Source organism: Escherichia sp. E4736, from assembly GCF_005781225.1.
In the GTDB taxonomy this organism is placed as follows: domain Bacteria; phylum Pseudomonadota; class Gammaproteobacteria; order Enterobacterales; family Enterobacteriaceae; genus Escherichia.
Window position 1 is genome coordinate 1 of sequence record NZ_VATT01000031.1, and the last position, 13,443, is coordinate 13,443.

8 protein-coding genes are annotated in these 13,443 nt (G+C 49.9%); 5 read left to right on the forward strand and 3 right to left on the reverse strand.

All coding sequences use genetic code 11. The features are described 5' to 3' along the window. Both FEK46_RS18020 and FEK46_RS18025 read right to left on the reverse strand, forming a co-directional pair. A partial coding sequence (locus tag FEK46_RS18020) for an autotransporter-associated beta strand repeat-containing protein (protein ID WP_346763848.1) occupies window positions 1-1,324 on the reverse strand: 1,324 nt, incomplete at its 3' end. Window positions 1,325-2,148: 824 nt separating this feature from the next. Then, window positions 2,149-4,773, reverse strand: a complete 2,625-nt coding sequence (locus tag FEK46_RS18025; protein WP_138194715.1) for an autotransporter outer membrane beta-barrel domain-containing protein — start codon at window positions 4,771-4,773, stop codon at window positions 2,149-2,151. A gap of 571 nt (window positions 4,774-5,344) precedes the next feature. Between FEK46_RS18025 and yahO the strand changes: the two genes are divergently transcribed. Further along, window positions 5,345-5,620 (forward strand): DUF1471 family periplasmic protein YahO, encoded by a 276-nt coding sequence (yahO, locus tag FEK46_RS18030; RefSeq protein WP_130206111.1) that lies wholly within the window; start codon window positions 5,345-5,347, stop codon window positions 5,618-5,620. A gap of 110 nt (window positions 5,621-5,730) precedes the next feature. Here yahO and prpR read toward each other — a convergent pair whose 3' ends face one another. Beyond that, the gene (gene prpR, locus FEK46_RS18035) at window positions 5,731-7,317 is read right to left on the reverse strand and encodes a propionate catabolism operon regulatory protein PrpR (RefSeq protein WP_131160939.1); all 1,587 of its coding nucleotides are present in this window, start codon (window positions 7,315-7,317) and stop codon (window positions 5,731-5,733) included. A 238-nt stretch (window positions 7,318-7,555) separates the two neighbouring features. Between prpR and prpB the strand changes: the two genes are divergently transcribed. The 4 genes from prpB (at window position 7,556) to prpE (ending at window position 13,254) form a co-directional block, all read left to right on the forward strand. Continuing rightward, window positions 7,556-8,446, forward strand: a complete 891-nt coding sequence (gene prpB, locus FEK46_RS18040) for a methylisocitrate lyase (RefSeq protein ID WP_130206115.1) — start codon at window positions 7,556-7,558, stop codon at window positions 8,444-8,446. A 227-nt stretch (window positions 8,447-8,673) separates the two neighbouring features. Continuing rightward, window positions 8,674-9,843: a 2-methylcitrate synthase gene (prpC, locus tag FEK46_RS18045; RefSeq protein WP_135560036.1), complete on the forward strand. Its 1,170-nt coding sequence runs from the start codon at window positions 8,674-8,676 to the stop codon at window positions 9,841-9,843. 33 nt (window positions 9,844-9,876) lie between these two features. Then, window positions 9,877-11,328 (forward strand): 2-methylcitrate dehydratase, encoded by a 1,452-nt coding sequence (prpD, locus tag FEK46_RS18050; protein ID WP_135560035.1) that lies wholly within the window; start codon window positions 9,877-9,879, stop codon window positions 11,326-11,328. Window positions 11,329-11,367: 39 nt separating this feature from the next. Then, window positions 11,368-13,254, forward strand: a complete 1,887-nt coding sequence (prpE, locus tag FEK46_RS18055) for a propionate--CoA ligase (RefSeq protein ID WP_138194717.1) — start codon at window positions 11,368-11,370, stop codon at window positions 13,252-13,254. Window positions 13,255-13,443 lie beyond the last annotated feature (189 nt).

The following is a 13,443-nucleotide window of genomic DNA, read 5'->3' on the forward strand; positions in this document are numbered from 1 at the left end:
TACCGGAAGTATCCCCTTTTATGATGAGTTTATCCGTTACGGAATTATCATCGCCTAATACAGTATGCATGACTAACAGGCCATCATTGGCAGCATAGTTGCCGTTAATGGTCAGTGTGGTCGGCGTGAACTCGTGACCCTGTTCATACGAAGACAACGTTGTTGTTCCAGCCAGCGTCAGCGTTTTTAACGCTTGCGAATAACCGTTTAAATCGAGATGCCCATCGCTGTCGACAATATAATCGGAGTTGGGGCTGAAGGTATTTTCTTTACCTGCGCGTAGACTGCCTTTGGTTATATTGGTATCACCAGCATAGCTATTGGAACCAGATAATGTTGTTGTTCCTGAGCCAACTTGATTAATCTGGCCGTTCCCCTGAATATCCGAGGCCAGCAGAAAATCGGTACTGGAGTGATTAAAGTTTACTATCGAAGAGGAAGAAGCATCTGCAGCCCCCAAATGAATAAATGGCGTATTAATCGAACCAGCAGGCTGTTCAGCCTCACCTTGCGCACCACCAATATTTAAAACGCCTGTGGCGCCAGGTGCGAGAGTAACCCAAATAAACGAATTGGCATTGATTGTTGCACCATTATTAACGGTAAGGATACCGGTAGTATTAAAAGCAACATCTGGGCTGAATCCACCAAGATAAACATATTCAGCATTCAATGTTGAATTTTTACCATCAACCAGAACCTCGCCATAACTATTACGATTTTTTGATGCACTATTGCCTGGATAAGCATATCCAATAGCTACCTGAGCTGAGGTAGTGAGTGTACCGCCATTCGTAATACGTAAATTGCCGATTCCCTGATCGCCAACAATAGCAATGTTAGAGGAAACCGATGAGTCTTCCCCATCAATAACCATCAACCCTTTGGCATCACCATAATACTCACCAATCCTTAGTTCCTGCAGGCCACTTATCTTACTGCCTTCTAACACGTATACTGTGCCGGAACCTTCATTTGTGCCCAAATACAATTTTGATGTAGGAGTATCAAACTGCCAGTTGGTATGGTTGGATAAAGTGAGGGAACCTTCAGAGTTATTACCTACGGTAGCATTAGCAGTAATAAGTGAAAGATTATCAATGAGTAATGAGCCATTAGAGTTTTGACCTACATTCAAAGAAGTAAAATGATTCCATCCGGGATCGTAACCTTCAGCGGCAATAACTTTTGCCTCTTCGCCATTATTAATGGTAACAACGCTATTTGCATCTGTGGGTGGGGTTACAGCCAGGGATACGGGTGTAAATAATACCGTTGAAATGGCTATCGCCCGTGTCGATAAGCTTTTTTTTGCTGATTTCATATCACTCACTTTCATCCTTAAATTTAAATGGCGAGATGTTTCTTATTGCACTATTTTTCTTCCTGAAGCCTTGTAAGGCGTAAACATGCAAGTTGCTAAATAAGAATATCTGTAATATTAGATGCAATAAATTTATTAAAGTGTTAGTTGTTCATTGTATTGATTGGTTTTAGTGGTTTGTACGTGGAGTTAATGTGGTTTTTTTATGTCGTTTAGAAAAAACACATCTAATAATCCTAAACTTTATGTAAGTGAAATAAAGAAAAGGTATGGAAATTACATGAATAGATGGTTGGTGGCTTTTTTGTTCAGAAAAGTAATGTGGTTTGTGTGAATTTTATATTGGATTTTAGCGGAAGCAGGAATTTGAGATTTTTATGAAAATTAATTTAAGGAGCACCAGCGATAATTGTCATGAGCGTTATTAAACAACAGGAGAGATGTGGCTATTGTTGAGAAAAATACAAATATAATCCCTTTTTCTGTGGGTTTTTCCTGAACGCTGAACCACTTATTAATCAACCCTGATGATGACTGTTATCTTCAGGGTATTGCCCTAATCACACATCATGGCAGGATACGACGGTACCGTAAGAGAGGTCGGATATATGAATGCAACTAACTTCCTTTACACAGATGAAAAATAACTTGCACAACGCAGGTGTTCATACACGGTGTGTAAAGGAACTATAGTGATTTCACCCATAAATAAGCTGAATTAACTTCATCATATTTATAGTAAAAATGACTGAATGCGAGCGCGATCATAAAGACCAGGGTTCGAAAAAGAGTGCCACCTGTACGTGACAGGTGGCAAAGTGGCATTAAAAGAGATATTTCACGCCCAGCATTCCCTGGGTATCACTGTAACCATTGTCGCCCAACTGCTGGGCGACGTTGCCCCACAGTTGCAGACGCGGAGTAATCTGACCTTCCACCCCGACTTTTAACTCGCCTGCGTTACGCGCGCCGATGATCTCATCGCCGATGCCATCCATCTTCACGCTGTAATTGCGGGAATTATAAATCCAGTTGGCTTCCACGAAAGGCTGGAAGGAACGCTCTTTATGATCATCAATAGCATGATGACCCTGCAGATACGCTTTCACCCCCAGACGCGTTTGCAGGTTGCCTTCGGTGCTGTCCTCAACCAGAGTGCCATTGTCTTCCGTATGATTGTCTGCCTTCACGTCCATCCACGTCAGTTGCATTTTTGGCTGCAACCAGTAGCTGGTACGCGCATCTGCGCTTTCACCAAGACGGAAGGTATAACCCGCTTCAATGGCGGCGGTGATGCCGTCAGAGTGATACTTTTCACTGGGCAGATACTCGCCGGAGACGGTGTTATCAAACCAGTTATAGAGCAACCAGCTGTCAACATAAGTCCCGGTTTTGTCTGCTTCGTTAGCGTACCAGGTGCCATACACGCCCACACTGTAGCCGTCGATTTGCCCACGTGAGCTGTATCCGGTCAGGCTGGAATGCGTGTGACTCTTGCTGTTGGCATAGCCAGCCATCAGGCCGAGATGCCAGCGATCGAGTGCGTTACTGCTCCATTGCGCAAGATCGCCGCCAAGTTGCAGAACATAACGGTTGCTCTGGGTGCTCAATTCATCCGAACGATCTTTAAAGCGGTTATGCCCGCCAATGTTACGCATCCACAGACTGGTTGCTTTCTGTTCGCCGGTGAGCAGGTCGGTGTATTGTGTTTCCCCCAGACGGTCATGCAGCCGGGTATTAAACAGCGTATTTGCCGCCTGAATATTGGCCAGATAGCTACCAATTTCCGGGCGATACAGATGTTTTCGTTCTGGTTGTGGAACAGATGGCGTAACAGGCGGCTCCGGTGTTACTGGCGGTTCTGGTGTTACAGGGGGCTCAGGATCGGGATCCGGGATGACGGGTAGTACCGGAGTATACGGTCCTGCGGGAATTTCACTGGTTAAAAACCAGTTCTGGTTGTCGCTTTTTACCACGTTGTAGTCATAGGGACCGGCAACAATACGACCTTCTTTACTGAAAACGCCCTCTGACAGGCCGTCAACCTCGACAATTTTTATTCCTTCCAGAGTATCCGCGCCCAGACCGCCCGCATTGTTGACCATGACGCGGGTACTACCGGAAGTATCCCCTTTTACGATGAGTTTATCCGTTGCGGAATTATCATCGCCTAATACAGTATGCATGACTAACAGGCCATCATTGGCAGCATAGTTGCCGTTAATGGTCAGTGTGGTCGGCGTGAACTCGTGACCCTGTTCATACGAAGACAACGTTGCTGTTCCAGCCAGCGCCAGAGTATTTAATGTTTGCGAATAAGTGTTTAAATCGAGATGGCCTTCACTGTCGACGATATAATCGGAGTTTGGGCTAAAGGTATCAACCGTGCCAGCGCGCAGACTTCCGTTGCTAATATAAGTATTACCCGTATAGATATTCGAGCCGGATAATGTGGTTGTCCCGGAACCTACCTGGTTAACCTGGCCTTTACCGTCTATGTACGAGGTCAGAACAAAATCAGCGTTGGTGTGATTAAAGTTTAATATTGAAGTGGTTGACGCATTTGTCCCCCCTAAATAAATTCGGGGAGTATTAATTGAACCAGCAGGTTGCGCAGCCTCACCTTGCGCACCTCCAATATTTAATATTCCTGTTCCGTTAGAGGAGACACCAACCCAGATATATGAATTCGCATTGATTACACCATCGTTGCTGACAGTGAGAACTCCGGTAGTATCAGAAGTAGAAGATGTGTTATATCCACCAAGAAGTATATTTGGGGCATTCACTGTTGAATTTTTATCGGCGACCTGAACTTCTCCATAACTACTCTGGTTAGCTGACAGAGAAGAATGGGCGTTAACATACCCAATATTCAGTTGAGTCAGGGATGTGAGTGTACCGCCATTAGTAACAGATACTTTCCCTGTTCCCTGATCGCCAACAATAGCAATCTTAGAGGTGACTGATGAGCTTTCCCCATCAATAACTAACGTCCCCCTGGCGTCACCATAAAACTCACCAACTCTTAATGATTGCAGGCCACTTATCTTACTACCTTCTAACACGTATAACGTACCGGAGCCTTCGTTAGTGCCTAAAAAAATATTGGAGGTAGGGGTGTCGAACTGCCAGTTGGTATGGTTTGTTAAAGTGATGGAGCCTTCAGCATTATTACCAATGCTGGCTGCTGAAGTGGTAAGTGAAAGATTATCAATGAGTAATGAACCATTAGATTCTTCACCTACTTTCAATGAGTTAAAATGTTCCCATCCGGGATCGTAGCCTTCTGATGCAATGAGTTTTATCTCTTCATTATTATTAATGACAACATTACTATCTGAATTTGTAGGTGGGGTGATAGCCAAGGATACTGGCGTAAATAATATGGTGGAAATGGCTATCGCGCGTGTCGATAAGCTTTTTTTTGCTGATTTCATATCACTCACTTTTATCCTTAAAAATTAAATGGCAAGATGTTTTTTATTGCACTGTTTTCTTCCTGAAGCCTTGTCAGGCACAAACATGCAAGTTACTAAATAAGAATATATGTAATATTAGGTGTAATAAATTTATTAAAGTGTTAGTTGTTCATTGCATTGATTGGTTTTAGTGGTTTGTAAGTTGTGTTAATGCGGTTTTTTTATGTCGTTTAGAAAAAATACATCTAATAATCCTAAACTTTATGTAAGTGAAATAAAGAAAAAGTATGGAAATCACATCAATATATGGTTGGTGGTTTCTTGTTCAGAAAAGTAATGTGGCTCATGTGAATTTTATATTGGATTTTAGCGAATGAAGGAATTTGAGATTTTTATGAAAATTAATTTAAGGAACACCTGCGATAATTGTAGTAAGCGTTATTAAACAACAGGGAGAATGTGGCTATCGTTGAGAAAAATACAAATATATTCTCTTTTCCTATAGATTTTTCCTAACCGCTGAACTACTTATTAATCAACCCTGATGATGACTGTTAGCTTCAGGGCATTGGCCAATCACACATTATGGAGTTCATCGATGAAAACTGGAACTAAGCTCTTAGTTGGTGCGTTAGCTTTTGTTGTCACAAATGTCTATGCCGCTGAATTGATGACCAAAGCGGAATTTGAAAAAGTTGAATCGCAATATGAAAAAATAGGTGATATTTCAACCAGTAATGAAATGTCGACCGCAGATGCAAAAGAAGATCTGATCAAAAAAGCGGATGAAAAAGGTGCGGATGTGTTGGTTCTGACCTCCGGTCAGACTGACAATAAGATCCACGGCACGGCAGATCTTTATAAGAAGAAGTAATTCTGAAGCTCATGTAAACAAACCCGATGCGCACGTCTATCGGTGAACGGAATATATTGAAATTCATGTTTTTGTCGGCCGGATAAGGCGTTAACGCCGCATCCGGCAATTTAATTTTTTAGCCGCCGCCAGAACGTCGTCCGGCTGATGCCTAAATAATTCGCTGCTGCTGTTTTATCACCATTAAATTTGTCCAGTGCCTGTAGTGGTGTCAGCAAGGGTGGGGCGATGACGTTACCCGATTTTTGTGTCAGCTCTGGCAATAATTGCTGCAAAAATTGCGGCGTTAAATCTGGCGTCGGTTCCACACTTAAAAACAGCGCCAGTCGCTCCATCATATTACGCAGTTCACGAATATTGCCCGGCCAGTCGTAGCGCAACAGCACAGTTTCGCTTGCCTGTAACCCCTGGCGTAATGCGGCAGAAAACGGGGCGGAGAGCGCTGCCAGAGACACTTTCAAAAAGCTCTCTGCCAGCGGCAGAATATCCGCCACTCGCTCACGCAGTGGCGGTAATTGCAGACGCAAAATACTCAGCCGATAAAACAGATCACGGCGAAACTGCCCTTGCTGCATATCTTCTTCCAGATTGCAGTGAGTGGCGCTAATGACCCGCACATCCACCGGAACAGGCTGATGCCCGCCAACGCGGGTGACCTCTTTTTCTTCCAGCACTCGTAACAGGCGAGTCTGCAATGGCAGAGGCATTTCGCCAATCTCATCCAGAAACAGCGTACCGCCGTGGGCAATTTCGAACAGTCCGGCACGACCTCCGCGTCGCGAGCCGGTAAACGCCCCTTCCTCATAGCCAAACAGCTCCGCTTCCAGCAGCGATTCGGCAATCGCCCCGCAGTTGACGGCAACAAACGGATGCGACTTTTTGCCCTGTCGCGCATCGTGGCGGGCAAAATATTCCCGATGAATCGCCTGGGCCGCCAACTCTTTGCCCGTTCCCGTTTCCCCCTCAATCAACACCGCTGCACTGGAACGGGCATAAAGCAAAATAGTCTGCCGTACCTGTTCCATCTGTGGTGATTGACCGAGCATATCGCCCAGCACGTAACGAGTACGCAGGGCGTTACGGGTGGCATCGTGAGTGTTATGGCGTAACGACATGCGCGTCATATCCAGCGCATCGCTGAACGCCTGGCGCACGGTGGCGGCGGAATAGATAAAAATTCCGGTCATTCCGGCTTCTTCTGCCAGATCGGTAATCAGCCCTGCGCCGACCACCGCTTCGGTGCCGTTGGCTTTCAGCTCGTTAATCTGCCCGCGCGCATCTTCTTCGGTAATGTAGCTACGTTGGTCGAGGCGCAAATTAAAGGTTTTTTGAAACGCCACCAGCGCCGGAATAGTTTCCTGATAGGTGACAACGCCGATAGAAGAGGTGAGTTTTCCGGCTTTTGCCAGTGCCTGTAACACATCGTAGCCGCTCGGCTTAATCAGAATCACCGGCACTGACAGGCGGCTTTTCAGGTACGCGCCGTTAGAGCCAGCAGCGATGATGGCGTCGCAGCGTTCGCTAGCCAGTTTCTTGCGGATGTAGGTCACCGCTTTTTCAAAGCCAAGCTGGATAGGGGTAATGTTCGCCAGATGATCAAACTCGAGGCTGATATCGCGAAATAACTCGAACAGCCGCGTCACCGATACCGTCCAGATAACCGGTTTGTCGTCATTCAGCCGTGGTGGATGTGCCATAGCGCACCGCAAAGTTAAGAAACCGAATATTGGGTTTAGTCTTGTTTCATAATTGTTGCAATGAAACGCGATGAAACATTGTCTGAAACGTTAACTGAAACGCATATTTGCGGATTACTTCATGACTTTATCTTTAACAAATTGAAATTAAACATTTAATTTTATTCAGACAATAGTGGCACACCCCTTGCTTTGTCTTTATCAATGCAAATAACAAGTTGATAACAAAGGATGGGCTATGTCTCTACACTCTCCAGGTAAAGCGTTTCGCGCTGCACTAAGCAAAGAAACCCCGTTGCAAATTGTCGGCACCATTAACGCTAACCATGCGCTGCTGGCACAGCGTGCCGGGTATCAGGCGATTTATCTCTCCGGCGGTGGCGTGGCGGCAGGTTCACTGGGGCTGCCCGATCTCGGTATTTCTACCCTTGATGATGTGCTGACCGATATTCGTCGTATCACCGACGTTTGTTCGCTGCCGCTGCTGGTGGATGCGGATATCGGTTTTGGCTCTTCGGCTTTTAACGTCGCCCGCACTGTGAAATCGATGATTAAAGCCGGTGCGGCAGGATTGCATATTGAAGATCAGGTTGGTGCGAAACGCTGCGGCCATCGCCCGAATAAAGCGATCGTCTCGAAAGAGGAGATGGTGGATCGGATCCGCGCGGCGGTGGATGCGAAGACCGATCCTGATTTTGTGATCATGGCGCGCACCGATGCGCTGGCGGTTGAAGGACTGGATGCCGCGATCGAACGCGCGCAGGCCTATGTTGAAGCGGGGGCCGAGATGTTGTTCCCGGAGGCGATTACCGAACTCGCCATGTACCGCCAGTTTGCCGATGCGGTGCAGGTGCCGATCCTCGCCAACATTACCGAATTTGGTGCCACGCCGCTGTTTACTACCGACGAATTACGCAGCGCCCATGTTGCAATGGCGCTGTACCCACTTTCAGCGTTTCGCGCCATGAACCGCGCCGCTGAACATGTCTACAACGTCCTGCGTCAGGAAGGCACGCAGAAAAGCGTCATCGACACCATGCAGACCCGCAACGAGCTGTACGAAAGCATCAACTACTACCAGTACGAAGAGAAGCTCGACGACCTGTTTGCCCGTAGCCAGACGAAATAAAAAACGCCCGTTGGTCGCATCCGACAACCGATGCCTGATGCGCCGCTGACGCGACTTATCAGGCCTACGAGGTGAACTGAACTGTTGGTCGGACTAGACGCATGGCGTCGCATCCGACAACCGATGCCTGCCTACGAGGTGAACTGAACTGTAGGTCGGATAAGACGCATAGCGTCGCATCCGACAACAATCTCGACCCTACAAATGATAACAATGACGAGGACAACATGAGCGACACAACGATCCTGCAAAACAGTACCCATGTCATTAAACCGAAAAAATCAGTGGCGCTTTCTGGCGTTCCGGCGGGCAATACGGCGCTCTGCACCGTGGGTAAAAGCGGCAACGACCTGCATTACCGCGGCTACGATATTCTCGACCTTGCAGAACATTGCGAATTCGAAGAAGTGGCGCACCTGCTGATCCACGGCAAACTGCCGACCCGTGACGAACTCGCCGCCTACAAAACCAAACTGAAAGCCCTGCGCGGTTTACCGGCTAACGTGCGTACCGTGCTGGAAGCCTTACCAGCGGCGTCGCACCCGATGGATGTCATGCGCACCGGCGTTTCCGCGCTCGGTTGCACGCTGCCAGAAAAAGAGGGGCACACCGTCTCTGGCGCGCGGGATATAGCCGACAAACTGTTGGCGTCGCTGAGCTCGATTCTTCTCTACTGGTATCACTACAGCCACAACGGCGAACGCATCCAGCCGGAAACAGATGACGACTCCATCGGCGGTCACTTCCTGCATCTGCTGCACGGCGAAAAGCCGTCGCAAAGCTGGGAAAAGGCGATGCAAATTTCGCTGGTGCTGTACGCCGAGCACGAGTTTAACGCCTCCACCTTTACCAGCCGGGTGATTGCGGGTACTGGCTCGGATATGTATTCCGCGATTATTGGCGCGATTGGCGCATTGCGCGGGCCGAAACACGGCGGGGCGAATGAAGTGTCGCTGGAGATCCAACAACGCTATGAAACGCCGGACGAAGCCGAAACCGATATCCGCAAGCGCGTGGAAAACAAAGAAGTGGTCATTGGTTTTGGACATCCGGTTTACACCATCGCCGACCCGCGTCATCAGGTGATCAAACGCGTGGCGAAGCAGCTCTCGCAGGAAGGCGGCTCGCTGAAGATGTACAACATCGCCGATCGTCTGGAAACGGTGATGTGGGAGACGAAAAAGATGTTCCCCAATCTCGACTGGTTCTCCGCTGTTTCCTACAACATGATGGGCGTTCCCACCGAGATGTTCACACCACTGTTTGTTATCGCCCGCGTCACCGGCTGGGCGGCGCACATTATCGAACAACGTCAGGACAACAAAATTATCCGTCCTTCCGCCAATTACGTTGGACCGGAAGACCGCCCGTTTGTCGCGCTGGATAAGCGCCAGTAAACCTCTACGAATAACAATAAGGAAACGTACCCAATGTCAGCTCAAATCAACAACATCCGCCCGGAATTTGATCGTGAAATCGTTGATATCGTCGATTACGTGATGAACTACGAAATCAGCTCCAGAGTGGCCTACGACACCGCTCATTACTGCCTGCTCGACACGCTCGGCTGCGGTCTTGAAGCCCTTGAATACCCGGCCTGCAAAAAACTGCTGGGGCCAATTGTCCCCGGCACCGTTGTACCTAACGGCGTGCGCGTCCCCGGAACTCAGTTTCAGCTCGACCCCGTCCAGGCGGCATTTAACATTGGCGCGATGATCCGCTGGCTCGATTTCAACGATACCTGGCTGGCGGCGGAGTGGGGCCATCCTTCCGACAACCTCGGCGGCATTCTGGCAACGGCAGACTGGCTTTCACGTAACGCAGTCGCCAGCGGCAAAGCCCCGTTAACCATGAAACAGGTGCTGACCGGAATGATTAAAGCCCATGAAATTCAGGGCTGCATTGCGCTGGAAAACTCCTTTAATCGCGTCGGTCTCGACCACGTTCTGTTAGTGAAAGTGGCTTCCACCGCCGTGGTTGCCGAAATGCTCGGCCTGACCCGCGAGGAAATTCTCAACGCCGTTTCGCTGGCGTGGGTGGACGGTCAGTCACTGCGCACCTATCGCCATGCGCCGAATACCGGCACGCGTAAATCCTGGGCGGCGGGCGATGCCACTTCCCGCGCGGTACGTCTGGCACTGATGGCGAAAACGGGCGAAATGGGTTATCCGTCAGCCCTGACCGCGCCGGTGTGGGGCTTCTACGACGTCTCCTTTAAAGGCGAGTCGTTCCGCTTCCAGCGTCCGTACGGTTCCTACGTTATGGAGAATGTGCTGTTCAAAATCTCCTTCCCGGCGGAGTTCCACTCCCAGACGGCCGTTGAAGCTGCGATGACGCTCTATGAACAGATGCAGGCAGCAGGCAAAACGGCGGCGGATATCGAAAAAGTGACCATTCGCACCCACGAAGCCTGTATTCGCATCATCGACAAAAAAGGGCCGCTCAATAACCCGGCAGACCGCGATCACTGCATTCAGTACATGGTGGCGATCCCGCTGCTATTCGGGCGCTTAACAGCGGCAGATTACGAAGACAAGGTTGCGCAAGATAAACGCATCGACGCCCTGCGCGAGAAGATCAATTGCTTTGAAGATCCTGCGTTTACCGCTGACTACCACGACCCGGAAAAACGCGCCATCGCCAATGCCATAATCCTTGAGTTCACCGACGGCACGCGCTTTGAAGAAGTGGTGGTGGAGTACCCAATTGGTCATGCGCGCCGCCGCCAGGACGGCATTCCGAAACTGGTCGATAAATTCAAAATCAATCTCGCGCGCCAGTTCCCGACTCGCCAGCAGCAGCGCATTCTGGAGGTTTCTCTCGACAGAACTCGCCTCGAACAGATGCCGGTCAATGAGTATCTCGACCTGTACGTCATTTAAGTAAACGGCGGTAAGGCGTAAGTTCAACAGGAGAGCATTATGTCTTTTAGCGAATTTTATCAGCGTTCGATTAACGAACCGGAGCAGTTCTGGGCCGAGCAGGCCCGGCGTATTGACTGGCAGACGCCCTTTACGCAAACGCTCGATCACAGCAACCCGCCGTTTGCCCGTTGGTTTTGTGAAGGCCGAACCAACTTGTGTCACAACGCTATCGATCGCTGGCTGGAGAAACAGCCAGAGGCGCTGGCATTGATTGCCGTCTCTTCGGAAACAGAAGAAGAGCGCACCTTTACCTTTCGCCAGCTGCATGACGAAGTGAACGCGGTGGCGTCAATGCTGCGCTCGCTGGGCGTGCAGCGTGGCGATCGGGTGCTGGTGTATATGCCGATGATTGCCGAAGCGCATATTACCCTGCTGGCCTGTGCGCGCATTGGTGCTATTCACTCGGTGGTGTTTGGTGGATTTGCTTCGCACAGCGTGGCGGCGCGAATTGATGACGCTAAACCGGTGCTGATTGTCTCGGCTGATGCCGGAGCGCGCGGTGGCAAAATCATTCCCTATAAAAAATTGCTCGACGATGCGATAAGTCAGGCACAGCATCAGCCGCGCCACGTTTTGCTGGTGGATCGCGGGCTGGCGAAAATGCCGCGTGTTAGTGGGCGGGATGTCGATTTCGCGTCGTTGCGCCATCAACACATCGGCGCGCGGGTGCCGGTGGCGTGGCTGGAATCCAACGAAATCTCCTGCATTCTTTACACCTCCGGCACGACCGGCAAACCTAAAGGCGTGCAGCGTGACGTCGGCGGTTATGCGGTGGCGCTGGCGACCTCGATGGACACCATTTTTGGCGGCAAAGCGGGCGGCGTGTTCTTTTGCGCCTCGGATATCGGCTGGGTGGTGGGGCATTCGTATATCGTCTACGCGCCGCTGTTGGCGGGGATGGCGACCATTGTTTACGAAGGATTGCCGACCTGGCCGGACTGCGGTGTGTGGTGGAAAATCGTCGAGAAATATCAGGTTAGCCGCATGTTCTCAGCGCCGACCGCTATTCGCGTGCTGAAAAAATTCCCTACCGCCGAAATTCGCAAACACGATCTCTCGTCGCTGGAAGTGCTCTATCTGGCTGGAGAACCGCTGGACGAGCCAACCGCCAGTTGGGTAAGTAATACGCTGGATGTGCCGGTCATCGACAACTACTGGCAGACCGAATCCGGCTGGCCGATTATGGCGATTGCTCGCGGTCTGGACGACAGGCCGACGCGTTTAGGAAGCCCTGGTGTGCCGATGTATGGCTACAACGTACAGTTGCTTAATGAAGTCACCGGCGAACCGTGCGGCGTCAATGAGAAAGGGATGCTGGTGGTGGAAGGGCCGCTGCCGCCGGGCTGTATTCAAACCATCTGGGGCGACGACGACCGCTTTGTGAAGACTTACTGGTCGTTGTTTTCCCGCCCGGTGTACGCCACCTTTGACTGGGGCATCCGCGATGCTGACGGTTATCACTTTATTCTCGGGCGCACTGATGACGTGATTAACGTTGCCGGGCATCGGCTGGGGACGCGTGAGATTGAGGAGAGTATCTCCAGTCATCCGGGCGTTGCCGAAGTGGCGGTGGTTGGGGTGAAAGATGCGCTGAAAGGGCAGGTAGCGGTGGCGTTTGTCATTCCGAAAGAGAGCGACAGTCTGGATGACCGCGAGGTGGCGCACTCGCAAGAGAAGGCGATTATGGCGCTAGTGGACAGCCAGATTGGCAACTTTGGCCGCCCGGCGCACGTCTGGTTTGTCTCGCAATTGCCGAAAACGCGATCCGGAAAAATGCTGCGGCGCACGATCCAGGCGATTTGCGAAGGACGCGATCCTGGGGATCTGACGACCATTGATGATCCTGCGTCGTTGGATCAGATCCGCCAGGCGATGGAAGAGTAAGTTATTGTCGGATGCGTCGTGTGGCGCATCCGACACCGTGCGCAGATGCCTGATGCGACGCTGACGCGTCTTATCATGCCTACCCACTGTTTTTACACAGATAAGTTTTCCCCCACCTTTTTGCACTCATTCATATAAAAAATATATTTCCCCACGAAAACGATTGCTTTTTATCTTCAGATGAATAGA

Excerpts from the sequence above, each read along its gene's own strand:
- yahO (WP_130206111.1), top strand. The coding sequence starts at position 5,345 with ATGAAAACTGGAACTAAGCTCTTAGTTGGTGCGTTAGCTTTTGTTGTC.
- prpR (WP_131160939.1), bottom strand. The coding sequence starts at position 7,317 with ATGGCACATCCACCACGGCTGAATGACGACAAACCGGTTATCTGGACG.
- prpB (WP_130206115.1), top strand. The coding sequence starts at position 7,556 with ATGTCTCTACACTCTCCAGGTAAAGCGTTTCGCGCTGCACTAAGCAAA.
- prpC (WP_135560036.1), top strand. The coding sequence starts at position 8,674 with ATGAGCGACACAACGATCCTGCAAAACAGTACCCATGTCATTAAACCG.
- prpD (WP_135560035.1), top strand. The coding sequence starts at position 9,877 with ATGTCAGCTCAAATCAACAACATCCGCCCGGAATTTGATCGTGAAATC.
- prpE (WP_138194717.1), top strand. The coding sequence starts at position 11,368 with ATGTCTTTTAGCGAATTTTATCAGCGTTCGATTAACGAACCGGAGCAG.